The 16,182-nt window shown below is 49.8% G+C and carries 15 protein-coding genes; all 15 read left to right on the top strand.

The features are described 5' to 3' along the window. Window positions 1-84: 84 nt before the first annotated feature. The 15 genes from lgt (at window position 85) to H8S80_RS20550 (ending at window position 16,048) form a co-directional block, all read left to right on the top strand. Window positions 85-963: a prolipoprotein diacylglyceryl transferase gene (gene lgt / locus H8S80_RS20620; protein WP_002603388.1), complete on the top strand. Its 879-nt coding sequence runs from the start codon at window positions 85-87 to the stop codon at window positions 961-963. A 1-nt stretch (window position 964) separates the two neighbouring features. After that, complete coding sequence (locus tag H8S80_RS20615) at window positions 965-1,117, top strand: aspartyl-phosphate phosphatase Spo0E family protein (RefSeq protein ID WP_080665519.1); 153 nt, start codon at window positions 965-967, stop codon at window positions 1,115-1,117. Window positions 1,118-1,316: 199 nt separating this feature from the next. Next, the gene (gene mraZ, locus H8S80_RS20610) at window positions 1,317-1,742 is read left to right on the top strand and encodes a division/cell wall cluster transcriptional repressor MraZ (protein ID WP_002603390.1); all 426 of its coding nucleotides are present in this window, start codon (window positions 1,317-1,319) and stop codon (window positions 1,740-1,742) included. Next, window positions 1,739-2,677: a 16S rRNA (cytosine(1402)-N(4))-methyltransferase RsmH gene (gene rsmH, locus H8S80_RS20605; protein ID WP_002603391.1), complete on the top strand. Its 939-nt coding sequence runs from the start codon at window positions 1,739-1,741 to the stop codon at window positions 2,675-2,677. The genes mraZ and rsmH overlap by 4 nt, the downstream gene beginning before the upstream one ends. A 17-nt stretch (window positions 2,678-2,694) precedes the next feature. Further along, the gene (locus H8S80_RS20600; protein WP_002603392.1) at window positions 2,695-3,180 is read left to right on the top strand and encodes an FtsB/FtsL family cell division protein; all 486 of its coding nucleotides are present in this window, start codon (window positions 2,695-2,697) and stop codon (window positions 3,178-3,180) included. Beyond that, window positions 3,158-5,416 (top strand): peptidoglycan D,D-transpeptidase FtsI family protein, encoded by a 2,259-nt coding sequence (locus H8S80_RS20595; protein WP_117630916.1) that lies wholly within the window; start codon window positions 3,158-3,160, stop codon window positions 5,414-5,416. The genes H8S80_RS20600 and H8S80_RS20595 overlap by 23 nt, the downstream gene beginning before the upstream one ends. Window positions 5,417-5,465: 49 nt before the next feature. Continuing rightward, window positions 5,466-7,223, top strand: coding sequence for a peptidoglycan D,D-transpeptidase FtsI family protein (locus tag H8S80_RS20590; RefSeq protein WP_002603394.1), 1,758 nt, complete (start codon window positions 5,466-5,468; stop codon window positions 7,221-7,223). 112 nt (window positions 7,224-7,335) lie between these two features. Then, entirely contained in the window at window positions 7,336-8,304 is a 969-nt protein-coding gene (gene mraY / locus H8S80_RS20585) for a phospho-N-acetylmuramoyl-pentapeptide-transferase (protein WP_002603395.1), read from the top strand. Window positions 8,305-8,320: 16 nt separating this feature from the next. After that, window positions 8,321-9,667, top strand: coding sequence for a UDP-N-acetylmuramoyl-L-alanine--D-glutamate ligase (gene murD / locus H8S80_RS20580; protein WP_117630915.1), 1,347 nt, complete (start codon window positions 8,321-8,323; stop codon window positions 9,665-9,667). A gap of 46 nt (window positions 9,668-9,713) precedes the next feature. Then, window positions 9,714-10,865, top strand: a complete 1,152-nt coding sequence (locus tag H8S80_RS20575; RefSeq protein WP_117630914.1) for an FtsW/RodA/SpoVE family cell cycle protein — start codon at window positions 9,714-9,716, stop codon at window positions 10,863-10,865. Window positions 10,866-10,924: 59 nt separating this feature from the next. Continuing rightward, window positions 10,925-12,175: a UDP-N-acetylglucosamine 1-carboxyvinyltransferase gene (gene murA / locus H8S80_RS20570; protein ID WP_002603398.1), complete on the top strand. Its 1,251-nt coding sequence runs from the start codon at window positions 10,925-10,927 to the stop codon at window positions 12,173-12,175. After that, window positions 12,172-12,900, top strand: a complete 729-nt coding sequence (locus tag H8S80_RS20565) for a cell division protein FtsQ/DivIB (protein WP_002603399.1) — start codon at window positions 12,172-12,174, stop codon at window positions 12,898-12,900. Before murA ends, H8S80_RS20565 begins: the two co-directional genes overlap by 4 nt. A 119-nt stretch (window positions 12,901-13,019) precedes the next feature. Next, window positions 13,020-14,309, top strand: a complete 1,290-nt coding sequence (ftsZ, locus tag H8S80_RS20560; protein WP_025531124.1) for a cell division protein FtsZ — start codon at window positions 13,020-13,022, stop codon at window positions 14,307-14,309. Window positions 14,310-14,429: 120 nt separating this feature from the next. Next, the gene (locus H8S80_RS20555) at window positions 14,430-14,768 is read left to right on the top strand and encodes a hypothetical protein (RefSeq protein ID WP_117630913.1); all 339 of its coding nucleotides are present in this window, start codon (window positions 14,430-14,432) and stop codon (window positions 14,766-14,768) included. A 47-nt stretch (window positions 14,769-14,815) separates the two neighbouring features. After that, window positions 14,816-16,048, top strand: coding sequence for a hypothetical protein (locus H8S80_RS20550; protein WP_117630912.1), 1,233 nt, complete (start codon window positions 14,816-14,818; stop codon window positions 16,046-16,048). The last annotated feature ends 134 nt before the right edge of the window (window positions 16,049-16,182 follow it).

Genomic DNA, 16,182 nt, shown 5'->3' with positions numbered 1-16,182 from the left:
ATTATGGTCGAATATGTCGGGCGAATATGTTTGATTTTTGGCATATCACGGGGTAAAATAAAGAAAACATGAAAGGAGAAAACAATGGCAAATACGGCAGATATTAGTTTTGTGCATTTGGGTATTACGATTGACCATTTGCAGAACAGTATCTCGATATTTGGATTCCGCATAGCGTTTTACGGGATTATCATAGGAATTGGAATACTGGCTGGTCTCTGGGTTGCGACGAGCGACGCGAAAAGGAGGGGACAGGACCCGGATATTTATCTGGATTTTGCTCTGTATGGAATTATCTTTTCTATTATAGGAGCTCGTATCTATTATGTCATTTTTGACTGGGAGAATTACAGGGACAACCTGATTTCAATTTTAAACTTAAGGGCAGGCGGACTGGCCATATACGGCGGCGTGATTGCTGCGGTCATAACGCTGACTGTTTATACAAGGAAGAAAAAGCTTTCTTTCTTTTCAATGGCTGACAGCGGCTGCCTTGGACTGATAACCGGACAGATTATAGGAAGATGGGGAAACTTCTTTAACTGTGAGGCGTTTGGCGGATACACGGACAGCCTTTTTGCCATGAGAATCAGAAGAGCGCTGGTCAACGAGAGCATGATATCTCAGGACCTATTAAACCACCTGATTGTGAAGGACGGTGTCGAGTATATACAGGTGCATCCGACCTTTCTCTATGAATCAGTCTGGAATTTAGGCGTGTTAGTATTCATGCTATGGTATCGCAAACGTAAGAAGTTTAATGGGGAAATGCTTCTTATTTACCTGCTGGGATATGGTCTGGGGAGAGTCTGGATCGAAGGGCTCAGGACGGACCAGCTTATATTCTTTAACACAGGAATTGCAGTATCTCAGGCATTGTCATTGGTATTAGTAGTGATATCAGCTTTGGTGCTCATCTGGAAACACAGACAGATACGATTAAAGAGCAAAGGAGAAGACTGATATGATTTCAAAAGAAGAGTTGATCTACAAGATTGAAGAGGCAAGAGATAAATTAAACAGAAGTATAGACACCGAGCAGGACAGCAGCACTGTTTATAAGAGAAGTGTAGAGCTGGATCAACTGATAGAACAATATATAGTAGCCGGGTATTAGGGACACGGCATATCTGGAGGCGGTAACGAAATCATTCGTTGCCGCCTTATTTTTTTATTCTTTTTTAGAAAATTTCCTTGCTATTTCCTTACAAATGTACTAAAATTAATCTACAAGTGGTGGAAAGTGGTACAAAGTGGTAGAGAATGGAGGAAGAGTGGTGTAAACTCTCTCTCTGACGTACAAGCAGGTGATTAGTATGTTCATGGGCGAATACAATCATACAGTCGATGCAAAAGGGCGCTTGATCGTCCCATCGAAGTTCAGAGAACAGCTTGGTGAAGAGTTCGTCGTGACGAAGGGCTTGGATGGCTGTTTATTTGTGTATGATAACGAAGAATGGAAAGCCCTCGAAGAAAAATTGAAAAGCCTGCCGCTGACCAACACAAACGCCAGAAAGTTTAACAGATTCTTTCTGGCAGGTGCATCTTCCTGTGAAGTGGACAAACAGGGAAGAATTCTTCTTCCGGCTGTGCTCCGTGAATTCGCAGGCATCGAAAAAGATGCAGTGCTTGTGGGTGTAGGAAGCCGCATTGAAATCTGGAGCAAGGATGCGTGGACAGCAGCCAATACATACGATGATATGGAAGAAATCGCTGAGAATATGGAAGGACTTGGAATATGATGTTTGAACACAAGTCAGTGCTGCTTTACGAAACCATTGACAGCCTGAATGTAAAACCAGATGGAATTTATGTGGATGGAACGCTTGGGGGCGGCGGACATGCTCTGGAAGTATGCAGACGCCTCGGGGAATACGGAAGATTAATCGGAATTGACCAGGATGCAGACGCCATAGCGGCGGCATCGGAACGGCTTCGTGACTATGAAGACAGAGTTACGATCGTGAGAAGCAATTACGAAGAGATACAATCGGTACTAAAGGATTTAGGAATCGAAAAGGCAGACGGTATTTATCTGGACCTTGGAGTATCCTCCTATCAGCTGGACACACCGGAACGGGGATTTACCTACCGGGAGGACGACGCTCCGCTGGATATGAGGATGGATCAGAGAAACACACAGACGGCCGCCGATATTGTGAATACGTACAGCGAGTTTGATTTATACAGAATTATCCGTGACTACGGAGAGGACAAGTTCGCAAAGAATATCGCAAAGCATATCGTGAGGGCCAGAGAGACAAAACGGATTGAGACAACAGGAGAATTGACAGAGATTATTAAGGAAGCAGTTCCTGCGAAAGTTCGTGCAGTGGGCGGCCATCCTTCCAAGAAGACGTTCCAGGCGATTCGGATTGAGCTGAATCAGGAGCTGGAGGTCTTAAATAATTCTATTGATACGATGATCGACTTATTGAAACCGGGTGGAAGGCTGGCTGTCATCACCTTTCATTCGCTGGAAGACCGGATCGTAAAGATTCGCTTCCGCAATAATGAGAATCCCTGTACCTGTCCGCCGGATTTTCCAGTCTGTGTCTGTGGCAAAGTCAGTAAAGGCCGGGTAATCACCAGAAAACCTGTTGTACCGTCAGAAGAAGAGATTGAAGGGAACAAGAGATCGAAGAGTTCGAAACTTCGAGTATTTGAGCGGATTTAAAAAGGGAGGAAAAGAGCATGGCTGCTAGAAAGAATGTGCATTCTTACCGTAGTGCTGCCTACGTACAGGGGAATACTGTCCGTAAGCTGGAACCTGAGCGCGTACCGGTAAGACGTTCACCAGATGAAGTACGCCGTCCGGCAGTGAACCATAAAGTCAGACGGAATCGTGAAAAAGCCTTACAGATGGATTTGCCTTATGTTATTATGCTGACCATCGCAGCAGTCTGTACGCTCTATTTATGTGTAAATTATCTCCATCTTCAGTCTTCCATCACGACGAGAATTCATACGATCGAGAGCCTGGAGTCGGAGCTGGAAACGTTAAAGACTGAAAACGATGCCCTGCAGACGAATATTAATACTTCCGTTGATTTGGATCATGTGTACAAGGTTGCTACAGAGGAACTTGGCATGGTCTACGCTAATAAGAATCAGATTCTTCAGTATGATAAGACGGAAAGTGAGTATGTAAGGCAGAATGAAGACATCCCGAAACACTAACAGGCAGAAAAATAGAAAAACCAAGATATTTCCAAGATACATGCAGGAAAAGCTGGCGATTACCGTCCTGGTAGTTACGCTGGCTTTGTTTGCATTGGTTATGGTCCTGTACGATTTAATGACCAATAAAAAGGACGATTTTAATCAGATTGTGCTGTCGCAGCAGGAGTACGACAGCCGTACCATACCATTCCGGCGGGGCGATATTCTGGACCGCAACGGAACGTATCTGGCGACGAGTGAGAAAGTGTATAATCTGATCCTGGATCCCAAGCAGATTATGTCGGATTCCAACGCCTACTTAGAGGCCTCTGTGAACGCTCTGGTAGACTGTTTCGGTTATGACCGGACGGAGATGATGAATCTGATCAACGAGAAAAAGGACAAGTACTATATCCGTTACGCCAAGCAGCTGACTTACGACCAGAAAGAAAACTTCGAGAATTATAAGGAAGAAAAACGGGAAGAGTTTAAGAAGACTGGAGACGGAAAGGGCATCCGCGGCATCTGGTTCGAGGATGAGTATAAGAGAATTTACCCGTATAACTCCGTGGGCTGCAATGTGATCGGCTTTGCCAGAGACGACGGCATGGATGGAAGCGGCGGCATTGAGCAGTATTATAACTCCACGCTGATGGGAACCAACGGCAGGGAGTATGGCTATTTAAATGACGACTCCAACCTGGAGCGTGTGATCAAGCCGGCATCCAACGGCAATACGGTCGTATCCACCATCGATACAAACGTTCAGAAGATCGTTGAGAAATATATCACGGAGTGGGAGCAGGAGGTCGGAAGCAAGCGGGTGGGCGTCATCGTCATGGATCCCAATAATGGCGAGGTCCTGGCCATGGCCAATGATAAGACCTTTGATTTAAACAATCCGAGGCAGCTCCGCCCGGAGTACACCGATGATGTGGTGAAGCAACTGGGCATTCAGGAAGCCATAGACGACTACCACAGAAAGAATAAGGACGCGGAGCCTCTGACGGAGGCCAACGTATACGCCCACTATTCCAATGATGAGATCATGTCCTTCGGAAAACAGGTGGCGTGGAATCAGACATGGCGTAATTTCTGCATCAGCGACGGCTTCGAGCCTGGTTCTACCGCCAAGATATTCACCGTGGCGGCGGGCCTGGAGGAAGGCTCCATCACCGGTAATGAGACGTATACGTGTAACGGAAAGCTGGAGATCGGCGGATGGCCGATCAGCTGTGTAAACCGGTACGGTCACGGCGATCTGACGGTGGAGCAGGGCCTTATGAAATCGTGCAACGTCGTTATGATGCACATTGCCCAGAAAGTAGGAAAACAGAAATTCTATAAATACCAGCAGCAGTTTGGCTTCGGTTCCAAAACCGGAATCGATCTTCCTGGCGAGGCGGACAACAAGACGCTTATGTACAACGCGGAGACAGCCGATCCGGCTTCCCTCGCAACCAATGCCTTTGGTCAGAACTTTAACTGTTCCATGATCCAGATGGCGGCGGCGTACTGCTCCGTCATAAACGGCGGCTCCTACTACGAGCCCCATGTGGTGAAACAGATCTTAAACGAGCAGGGATCTATTGTGAAGAAGATGGATCCGGTTCTGGTCCGCGAGACTGTTTCGGAATCTACCACGAAGTTTATCAACGAAGCGCTCTATAAGACGGTAAACGCCCAGGGCGGTACCGGATCTGCCGCTAAGGTAGAGGGTTATAAAATCGCGGGTAAAACAGGAACGGCCGAGAAGGTCGGACGTGACAAGAAAAACTACGTCGTATCCTTCTGCGGCTATGCGCCCGCCGATAATCCACAGGTTCTCGTATATGTGGTAGTGGACGAGCCGCACGTAGAGGAACAGGCTCACAGTACGTATGCAAGCAAAATCTTCCAGAAGATTATGACTGAGATTCTTCCTTATTTAAATATATTCCCGGATACAGATATCACGCCGTCACTTCCGGAAGGCGGACAGGCAGAACTGCCTTCAGAGGAAGGGATCAGCAGCTCCACAGAGGGTTCCACGGAAGAAGGAACAGAAGAGAGCACGGAAGTGGGTACACTGGAAAATGGAGAGACAATTCCGCCGGAGGCTCTCGATCCTTCGGAAGAAGCGGTAATCGGTCCGAGCGAGGAGGAAGGCTACGGTCTGCCGGGCGCGCTGCCTGGACAGACGAATCCGGCACGGATCCCGACGACCGCCTCCTCGTCCACAGAAGCTTCCGAAACGGAGACAAAGGAAGAATAAAAGCGCAGGAATTTCATATACTGTAACAATGATGACGGTGGAGCAGCGTATGAATTCTAATAAAACACATCACAGAGAGAAGATAGCCATCCTGTTTTTCCTGTTATTTCTTGCCATGACAGGACTAATGGGGCGGCTGTTTTTTCTTATGATTTTCCGATCCGCCCATTACAGTGCCATGGCGGAGGACTTGCATGAAAGAGAGAGAACAATCAAAGCGGCCAGAGGCAATATCGTTGATGCCAATGGAACCGTCATCGCCACCAACAGGACCGTCTGCACCATTTCGGTCATCCACAATCAGATAGAGGAACCGGATCAGGTGGTGGCAGTTTTAAGCAAAGAACTGGGAATCGAGGAAGATTCTGTCAGAAAAAAGGTAGAAAAATACAGTTCCAGGGAGATTATTAAGACCAATGTGGACAAAGCCCTGGGGGACCAGATCAGGACGTACCATCTGGCCGGGGTGAAGGTGGATGAGGACTACAAGCGGTACTATCCCTACGACAGCCTGGCATCCAAGGTGCTGGGATTTACAGGAGGGGATAACCAGGGAATCATAGGTCTGGAGGTCAAGTACGAGGATTACTTAAAGGGGATGAACGGGAAGATTCTGACCATGTCTGACGCGGCAGGTATTGAGATTGAAAATGCGGCGGAGGACCGGATCGAGCCCATCGCCGGGCAGGATCTGCATGTGAGTCTGGACGTAAATATCCAGAAGTACTGTGAGCAGGCTGCGTACCAGGTGATGGAGAAGAAAGGCGCGAAGCGGGTCTCTATCATTGTCATGAACCCGCAGAACGGAGAGATCATGGCTATGGTAAGCGCTCCGGAATTCAACCTAAACGACCCGTTCACGCTTCCGGAGGACCCGGGAGATGTGAGCGCCAAGGAGAAGCAGGAGCTGTTGAACCAGATGTGGCGTAATCCCTGCATCAACGATACTTACGAGCCAGGCTCCACGTTTAAGATCGTGACGGCTGCCGCGGGGCTGGAAGCGGGAGTGGTGAATCTGGAAGACCATTTCTCCTGTCCAGGCTTCCGGATCGTGGAGGACAGAAAGATCCGGTGTCACAAGGTAGGGGGCCATGGTTCCGAGACATTTCTGCAGGGAATGATGAACTCCTGCAACCCGGTTCTGATCGATGTGGGCCAGCGCCTGGGAGTGGATAATTACTACAAGTATTTTGAACAGTTTGGCCTGAAGGGAAAGACGGGAATCGATCTGCCCGGCGAGGCCGCCACCATCATGCATAAGAAAGAGAATATGGGGCTGGTGGAGCTGGCCACGGTCTCCTTTGGCCAGTCCTTCCAGATTACCCCCATGCAGCTGATTACCACGGCTTCTGCCATCGTAAACGGCGGCAACCGGGTGACGCCCCACTTTGGCGTGGGAGCCGTCAGCGCCGATGGCGAGGTGATTCACAACTTTACCTACCCGGTGAAGGAAGGGATCGTCTCTGCGGAAACGAGCGAAACCATGCGCTATATTCTGGAAAAGGTCGTCTCCGAGGGCAGCGGAAAAAAGGCGTATCTGGAGGGGTACCGCATCGGCGGAAAAACGGCCACTTCGGAAAAACTTCCGAGAAGCTTAAAGAAGTACATTTCGTCTTTTATCGGCTTTGCACCGGCGGATAATCCGTCTGTAATCGCCCTGATTACCATCGATGAACCGCAGGGAATCTACTACGGCGGAACCATCGCGGCGCCTGTCATTGCCGACATTTTTAAGAATATTCTGCCTTATCTGGGAATTGAAGCAACAGAGGAAAAAACTGTTTCCTCGTTTCGATTCTATAGTTGATTATTCAGGAAAAAAGACGTATACTACTAACTGTGTTACTTTCCGCCGAACGAAGTGAGGGGGATTAACCGCTGCTCTGAAAGTACGAATACATAAAATATTGAGGTGTGACATGATTAACGAGACGATACTGGCGATTATCATAGCGTTTGCCATAAGCGCGATACTGTGCCCTATAGTAATACCATTTCTCCACAGATTAAAATTTGGTCAGCAGGTCCGGGAAGAGGGACCGGAAAGCCATTTGAAAAAGCAGGGCACTCCCACTATGGGCGGTCTGATCATATTGACCAGCATTATCATTACTTCTCTGTTCTACGTGAAGGATTATCCGAAGATCATACCGATTCTGTTCATGACCGTTGGTTTTGGTATCGTAGGTTTTCTGGATGATTATATTAAGATCGTCATGAAACGCTCCGAAGGGCTTAAGCCTTTACAGAAGATAATCGGACAGTTTATCATTACGGGCGTCTTTGCATACTACCTTCTCAACTCCAAGGCAGTGGGAACGAGCATGCTGATTCCATTTACCGGAGGCTTCGAAAATGGCCTCTATATCGACCTCGGGATCTTCTTCGTGCCGTTTCTGTTCTTTGTTGTGCTGGGAACCGACAACGGTGTGAACTTCACCGACGGTCTCGATGGACTCTGCACCAGCGTGACGATCCTGGTGGCCACCTTCTTAACCGTGGTGGCCCTGGGGGAGAGAGCGGGGATCAGCCCGATCACAGGCGCGGTCGTAGGCAGCCTCCTGGGCTTCCTGCTGTTTAACGTCTACCCGGCCAGAGTGTTTATGGGAGACACCGGTTCCCTGGCGCTCGGCGGTTTCGTGGCGTCCAGCGCCTACATGATGCAGATGCCCATATTTATCGCGATCATTGGATTTATTTATCTGGTGGAAGTTCTGTCAGATATTATACAAATTACGTATTTTAGAAAAACAGGCGGAAAGAGATTCTTTAAGATGGCGCCGATCCATCACCATTTTGAGATGTGCGGCTGGTCCGAGACCAGGGTTGTTGCCGTTTTCTCTATTGTGACGGCGATTCTCTGCCTGCTGGCATACCTTGGACTGTAAAGAAGGAGAGTAACCTATGAGTCAGAAAATATTAGTTGCAGGGAGCGGAAAGAGTGGAATTGCCGCTTCCAGAATGGCACTCGATACAGAACACAAAGTGATTCTCTACGACAGCAATGAGGCGCTTGACGCGGAGGCGGTCCGGGGACAGTTTAAAGAGGACGAGACAATTGAAGTGCTCCTTGGAGAGCTGACGAAGGAGGCGCTTAAGGACGTGGAGCTCTGCGTTATCAGTCCTGGTATCCCGCTTGATGCCCCGTTTGTCGAGGTGCTGAAGGCCTGCGAGGTCCCGATCTGGAGTGAGATCCAGCTTGCATACCATTATGCCAGGGGAAAGCTGGCAGCCATAACGGGGACAAACGGAAAGACGACGACGACCTCTCTGGTCGGGGAGATCATGAGCGCGTACTATAAAGAGGTGTTTGTAGTAGGAAATATCGGAACACCGTATACGTCCACCGCGCTCCGCACGACAGACCAGTCTTATACGGTCGCGGAGATCAGCAGCTTTCAGCTGGAGACCATCACGGATTTTAAACCCGACGTGAGCGCGATCCTGAATATTACGCCGGACCATTTAAATCGCCATAAGACGATGGACTGCTACATAGATGTTAAGAAAGGGATTGCAAAGAATCAGACGAAGGAGGATGCCTGCATCCTCAATTACGACGATCCGGTTCTGCGGCGATTCGGAGAGACTGTGACCCCGCGCGTCATCTATTTCAGCAGCAGAGAGCTTCTCTCTGAGGGAATCTGCCTGGATGGCGATATGATTGTAAGGAACCACGACGGCGTGCGCATGGAGATCATAAATATCCATGACATGAATCTGCTGGGCCGCCACAACCACGAAAACGTCATGGCGGCGGCTGCCATAACCATGGAGCTGGGAGTGCCGCTTGAGACGATACAGAGCGTGATCAGGGACTTTAAGGCGGTGGAACACCGGATCGAGTTCGTGGCAGAGAAGGCGGGGGTGAAGTACTATAACGATTCCAAGGGAACGAATCCCGACGCGGCGATCCAGGCGGTTAATGCCATGCCTGGCCCCACGATCTTAATCGCGGGAGGCTACGATAAGAATTCCGAGTATGACGAATGGATCAGATCCTTCGGCAAAAAGGTGAGATACATGGTCCTTTTAGGCCAGACGAGAGAGAAAATCGCCGAGTGTGCCGCAAGACACGGCTTTACCAATGTCATGTATGCGGAAGACATGCAGGAGGCGGTCAGAGTTTGCGCATCCTATGCGAATGCCGGAGAATACGTGTTGTTGTCACCCGCCTGCGCCAGCTGGGGGATGTTTAACAATTACGAGGAACGGGGTGATGTTTTCAAGGAGTGCGTGCACAGTCTGTAACAGGATGCGGCTATCGCTCACTAAAGTTTTGGCGAGGAGGAATGAGATGGCGGAAAACAGGCCTAACAAGAAGAAAAACAAACCGCGCCGTTTTTATGATTACAGCCTGCTGTTTACGGTGATATTTTTGACCGTATTCGGTCTGGTTATGATATACAGTTCCAGCTCCTACGCTGCCCAGATAAAGTATGATGATGCGGCCTATTTTATGATGAGACAGGCGAAGATTGCACTGGCCGGATTTGTCATCATGCTGATTATCTCCAAGATGGATTACCACTGGTACGCAAGATTTGCCGTTCTGGCCTACGTCCTTTCCTATGTGCTGATGATTGCCACAGCACTGTTTGGTATCGAAAGAAACGGTAAGAAGCGCTGGCTCGGAGTGGGCGGTGCCTCAATTCAGCCAACAGAGTTTGTAAAGATCGCCCTGATCGTCATGCTGGCATCCATGATCGTGCAGATGGGCAAGAATATCAACGAAAAGAGAGGCGTGCTGCTGGTGATTGTCACCACGCTGCCTATCGCCGGAATAGTAGCAGCCAACAACTTAAGTTCCGGTATTATCATTGCAGGAATCGCGTTTGTCATGCTGTTTGTGGCATGTAAGAAAAAATGGCCGTTTTTTGCCTGCGGATTCGCGGGCGTGGGGGTGCTGGCGTTTGCCGGTCCCATTGCGACCGCCCTGGAGAAGATCGGTCTGTTAAAGGAGTATCAGTTAAGCCGTATCTTCGTTTGGCTGGAGCCGGAGAAATACCCGTCCACCGGCGGCTATCAGGTGCTTCAGGGGTTATACGCCATCGGTTCCGGAGGACTGGTGGGAAGAGGCTTAGGGGAGAGTATCCAGAAGATGGGATTCGTACCCGAGGCGCAGAATGATATGATTTTCTCCATCATCTGTGAGGAATTGGGGCTCTTTGGAGCCGTGTCGGTGATCCTGATTTTTTTGTTCATGATCTACCGTTTTATGCTGATTGCAGACAACGCGCCGGATTTATTCGGTGCCCTGCTGGTCGTAGGTGTCATGGGGCACATTGCGATCCAGGTTATCTTAAATATCGCCGTAGTGACCAACACCATTCCCAACACCGGAATCACGCTTCCCTTTATCAGCTATGGAGGTACGTCGGTTTTGTTCCTGATGATGGAAATGGGCATGGTTTTGAGCGTTTCCAATCAGATATGTCTGGAAAAATGATAACCTTTTTCCCGCTTTTTACATAGGATAGTATATAAGAAGCCACGGGAGGTATCGGATTGTCGGTCATAGAAGTCCAGGGGCTTACGCCCTTAGAAGGTGAGATAAAGATCCAGGGTTCCAAGAATGCCGTTCTGCCCATGATGGCGGCGGCAATTCTTCATAAAGGCACGACAGTGATAGAAAATGTCCCCAGGATACAGGATGTGTTCTGTATGCTGGGGATACTTGACAGTATCGGCTGTAAATGCCGTTTGGAAGGAAACCGGCTGAAGATTGATGCATCCGTAGTTACAGAGACGGAAATACCGAAAGAGTTTGTGAAGAGTATGCGCTCCTCGATCATTGTTTCAGGGCCGCTGTTAGGACGGATGAAGAGAGCCGTTACCAGTTTTCCCGGCGGCTGCTCTATCGGGGAAAGGCCCATTGACCTGCATTTGACGGCGCTTGACGCGCTGGGGGCCCGGGTGGAAGAGGACGGAGAGGAGCTTTTAGTCACTGCGAATGAGCTGACGGGAGCCGACATCTACTTCCCGTTTCCCAGCGTGGGAGCGACCGAGAACGCCCTCATGGCCGCCGTGCTGGCGGATGGCGTGACCGTGATTCACGGCGCCGCCAGAGAGCCTGAGATCGAAGAGCTGTGCCTGTTTTTAATCGGCATGGGAGCCAGGATCCACGGGGTGGGAAGTTCAAAACTGGTCATTGAAGGGGTACTTAGCCTGCATGATTCCATATTTACCGTAACCGGCGACAGGATTGTGGCCGGCACTTATCTTTGTGCGGTCATGGCCGCGGAGGGCTGTGTGACCCTGACGGGAATCCGGCCATCCCATATGGAGGCGGTGCTGCGCTGTGCGGAGGAGATGGGAGCCGCCATACGGAGGTATGACGACCGCATTTCCGTGACCATGACAGGGCGCCCGGCGGATTATTCGGTTGTGACGGGTCCTTATCCGCAGTTTCCGACGGATTTACAGTCGCCGATGATGGCAGTGATGGCCGCCGCTGAGGGAACCGGCCGTATGGAAGAAACTGTATTTGAGGGAAGATTTGGCACTGTAAAAGAATTGCAGAAACTTGGCGCAGATATTATAATAGAGGATAACAGGGCAGAGATCCGCGGGCTGTACCCTTTAACGGGCGCAGTCGTGAGGGCCAGGGATTTACGCGGCGGCGCCGCACTGGTGGTCGCGGGTCTGGCCTCCCGTGGTGTGACACAGATAACAGACTGCAGCCACATCGAGCGGGGTTATGAAGATATCTGCCGGGACTTAAAGAGCCTTGGCGCTGTGATTAGAGGAATGGAATGATAAGACCAGAAAAAAGCAAACGAAGAATCGTAATCGGAATTGTGGCGGCGGTTATCGTCTTACTGGCGGTAATCTTAATGTCCATCCGGATTACAGAGATTACAGTAACGGGGAATAAACAGTATACCGCCGATGAACTGCGCGGTCTGCTGTTTAAGGATAAGTGGGACCGGAATACGATTTACTGCTTTTACAAGGATCATTTTAAGGAACATGAACAGATTCCGTTTGTAGAAGACTATAAAATCGTATTCCAGAGCCCGACGAGGGTGGAAATCATCGTTTACGAGAAGAGCGTGGTCGGATACGTCTCCTATATGGGAAGTTATATGTATTTCGACAAGGACGGTATCATCGTGGAGAGCTCCAGCAATAAGCTGGAGGGAATTCCATGGGTAACAGGACTGAAGTTCGGCCATATCGCCCTGCATCAGCCCCTTCCCGTGGAAAACACCAGGATCTTCGATGAGATCCTGAATCTGACGCAGCTGCTGTCGACGCATGAGATTACGGTGGACAGGATCCAGTACGATACTCACGGCAACGCCAGTTTAATCCTGGGGGACATCACCGTCTATCTCGGAAGCAACGACCAGATGAGCGGCAAGATTTCCGAGCTGAAGGATCAGCTTCCCGTGCTGACAGGCCTTTCTGGGACGCTGTATCTCGATACATATGACGAGGCTGAGACGGCCACATCGTACCGGTTTGTAAAAAATAAATAAAATTTCCATTCAGAACTTATAATTTTGTTGAAAAAGTGGTTGATATTTTCGGTAAAATCAAATATTATATTAGATAGGTCTATAGAGTAAGCTGTTTATGGTTAAAGGAGGATATAATCTTGTTAGAGATTAAGATAAATGAGGCGGATAATGCTGCAAGAATTCTGGTAATCGGTGTGGGCGGTGCCGGAAACAACGCAGTAAACCGTATGATTGATGAGAGCATCGCCGGTGTAGAATTCATCGGAATTAATACAGACAAGCAGGCACTTCAGTTTTGCAAGGCCCCTACGGCTATGCAGATCGGAGAGAAACTGACAAAGGGACTCGGAGCAGGCGCAAAGCCTGAGATCGGTGAGAAGGCTGCCGAGGAGAGCTCTGAGGAACTGGCTCAGGCCATGAAGGGCGCGGACATGGTGTTCGTTACCTGTGGTATGGGCGGCGGAACAGGAACCGGTGCGGCTCCCGTTGTTGCCAAGATTGCAAAAGATATGGGGATTCTGACAGTCGGTGTTGTCACAAAGCCGTTCCGCTTTGAGGCAAAGACACGTATGTCGAATGCGATCGCAGGTATCGAGCGCTTAAAAGAGAGCGTTGATACCTTAATTGTGATTCCTAACGACCGTCTGCTTGAGATTGTGGACAGGCGTACCACCATGCCGGATGCATTAAAGAAGGCGGATGAAGTCCTTCAGCAGGCAGTACAGGGCATTACAGACTTAATCAACGTTCCAGGCCTGATTAACCTGGATTTCGCCGATGTTCAGACCGTCATGACGGACAAGGGCATCGCACATATTGGTATCGGCAAGGCGAAGGGCGACGAGAAGGCTCTCGATGCCGTGAAGCAGGCCGTATCCAGCCCGCTGCTGGAGACCACCATCGAGGGTGCCTCCCACGTTATCATCAATATTTCCGGCGATATCAGCCTGATCGAGGCCAACGAAGCGGCCAGCTACGTTCAGGAGATGGCAGGAGACGAAGCCAACATCATCTTTGGCGCCATGTATGACGAGACGGCTCAGGATGAAGCCAGCATTACCGTTATTGCTACCGGCCTCGATATGGGGAATGAGACTCCTGTCGGCAAGGTCATGACAAGCTTCGGCGGCAGCGCAACCGGCTATACGAGACCGCAGAAACCGGCGGCACAGCCGGCGCAGAACCAGAATCCTAACCCGAATCAGGAAGCTGCGGCAACCGCACCTGCTTACAATCCGAATTATAACCCGAACTACGGCAATCCAAACTATGGAAACCAGGGATACAATCCAAACTACAACAAGCCAAATTATGGCGGACAGGCCGGTGCACCAGGTGCTTCCCAGGGTGCCGGACAGCCTTACAGACCAACCGTAAACAGAGAAGTTCAGATCAATATTCCGGATTTCTTAAAGAACAAGAGATAAGATGCTGTGCTGCGCCGCGTCGCAACACAGGATTGAATAATGGGGGGGTGCTGCAGATGGCCTTAGCAAAGCGCTAGGACTACCTGCAGCACCCCTTGTTTTAAACGGAGGAGATACTTTATGTCGGAAGAAAAGAAAAACCAGGGTGAAGACTGGGAGATGTCGGAAGAGTATTATAAGAGCGGGGAAGAGGAGAAAGAGCTGTCCCTGGAAGATTTTATTACCGAAGAGGATTTGCAGACAGATGGGCTGAACCTTCAGTCCAATCACGACGAGCTCTTAAAGAAGACGGCGGAGGATGTGCACCGTGTGATGGAGCTGACTTTGCAGGGAAACAATATCGAGAAGATTTCAGAAATGACAGGGCTGGATAGTCAGTATGTATACAATATCCTGGTCTGCGCGCAGGGCTTCCGCGAGGACGATGAGATCGCGGTGGCTCATCTCGTGCTTGGATAAGGTGCTGTGAGCTTTATAATACGACGGAGAAAGAGGGGGAAAGTGCGATGATGAAGAAGATGTGCCCGGTCTGTGACCTACCTGTAAACGCGGGGAATTACTGTCCGCGCTGCAGAAGGGTGATCAGGAATCCCTATACGCAGAACGTGGATTACTATCTCAATGAGAGACATCCGGAGCATGAGACGGAGTGCGGCTTCCATAATCCATATCTGGAGGCGGATCACCACGGTGAAAGCGGTAATCCTGCCAGTTCGGCTGGCCGTCCGGTTCAAGGCCGTCCGGTTCAAGGCCACCCGGTCCAAGGACGTCCGGCACAGGGGAGCCCGGTTCAAGGTGGTCCGGTTCAAGGCAGTACAGCTACAAATAAGCCTGTTCAGAGACCTTTTTCGGGCGCAGCTGCTTCCGGTGGAGGACGGACGCCAGGGACAGGCAGTATAAACGGATCATACAGGAATCCTGCAGAAGGTTCCGGGGCGTACCGTACAGCCACAGGCGGTTATGGAGCGGGAAGCCGTCCGACAGGAACCGGAAGTATGAAGCCGGAGGGGAAGAAAAGCAACGCAGGAAAAACCGTTCTGATTATGGCTGCTGTCGGCCTTGTCACCATTGCCATGGTTGCCTTTACAAACTTGGAAGGCTACTTAAGCGATTACCTCAAAGGAGCAGCGGAGACGACGGAGGCATATAATTATGATTATGAATCCGACTTTACGAGGCTGAATGATGAGGACGTGATAGAAGCGGGCGAACCGTGTATGGCTTACTACCATTTTCCGGCGGATGGCGTTTATGTGAGTGAGCAGCTGCTGGCTGCTGTCGAGAGTTCTGACTTTGGCTATAAGCTTGATTCCGACGAACTCTATACAGATAATTACTTATACGACGATACGTCTTATTTTGAAAGCATCAGAAGCCTCTATCTGGAGGATAACCTGAGTGAGACGCGGGACGACGAGTACACAGACCAGTATATCGATGTGAACTATGACACTGCGACCAATGAACTTCATGAATATGCGACCAGATTTTACAGCAGCGAAGCCTCACTAACCTTTCTGGAGCGTTTTCTGACTGCGACAGAGGAGAGCAGTGGAATTGCGGCGGAAGACCGGAAGGCCGATGAGATTATGGAGGAAGCCAGAGATATTGTGAAGCAGGAGCAGAGCAGCTATATCTATGAAGGGCTGTTTGTCATTGAAATTTACAGATATGAGGGGGATGAAGCCCTTTATGTCTATGCATCGTATAATGATCCTGAGTTGGGCTCAGAGTTGTAGGTCAGCGGGCTCGGAGTTGGGAAGATATGGTGTCAGGAATCATATGATATTTTCTTGACAATGTAACCGGATTGTGATATAGTATCATCAATCGTAAGAGGGAGTAGCTTCCAGCCCCGGGGTTGGATAAGATT

The organism is Hungatella sp. L36 (genome assembly GCF_014288035.1).
This window is presented reverse-complemented; position numbering and strand designations above follow the sequence as displayed.

Excerpts from the sequence above, each read along its gene's own strand:
- H8S80_RS20590 (WP_002603394.1), top strand. The coding sequence starts at position 5,466 with ATGAATTCTAATAAAACACATCACAGAGAGAAGATAGCCATCCTGTTT.
- rsmH (WP_002603391.1), top strand. The coding sequence starts at position 1,739 with ATGATGTTTGAACACAAGTCAGTGCTGCTTTACGAAACCATTGACAGC.
- lgt (WP_002603388.1), top strand. The coding sequence starts at position 85 with ATGGCAAATACGGCAGATATTAGTTTTGTGCATTTGGGTATTACGATT.
- H8S80_RS20550 (WP_117630912.1), top strand. The coding sequence starts at position 14,816 with ATGATGAAGAAGATGTGCCCGGTCTGTGACCTACCTGTAAACGCGGGG.
- H8S80_RS20575 (WP_117630914.1), top strand. The coding sequence starts at position 9,714 with ATGGCGGAAAACAGGCCTAACAAGAAGAAAAACAAACCGCGCCGTTTT.
- mraZ (WP_002603390.1), top strand. The coding sequence starts at position 1,317 with ATGTTCATGGGCGAATACAATCATACAGTCGATGCAAAAGGGCGCTTG.
- murD (WP_117630915.1), top strand. The coding sequence starts at position 8,321 with ATGAGTCAGAAAATATTAGTTGCAGGGAGCGGAAAGAGTGGAATTGCC.
- H8S80_RS20615 (WP_080665519.1), top strand. The coding sequence starts at position 965 with ATGATTTCAAAAGAAGAGTTGATCTACAAGATTGAAGAGGCAAGAGAT.
- H8S80_RS20555 (WP_117630913.1), top strand. The coding sequence starts at position 14,430 with ATGTCGGAAGAAAAGAAAAACCAGGGTGAAGACTGGGAGATGTCGGAA.
- H8S80_RS20565 (WP_002603399.1), top strand. The coding sequence starts at position 12,172 with ATGATAAGACCAGAAAAAAGCAAACGAAGAATCGTAATCGGAATTGTG.
- H8S80_RS20595 (WP_117630916.1), top strand. The coding sequence starts at position 3,158 with ATGAAGACATCCCGAAACACTAACAGGCAGAAAAATAGAAAAACCAAG.
- H8S80_RS20600 (WP_002603392.1), top strand. The coding sequence starts at position 2,695 with ATGGCTGCTAGAAAGAATGTGCATTCTTACCGTAGTGCTGCCTACGTA.
- mraY (WP_002603395.1), top strand. The coding sequence starts at position 7,336 with ATGATTAACGAGACGATACTGGCGATTATCATAGCGTTTGCCATAAGC.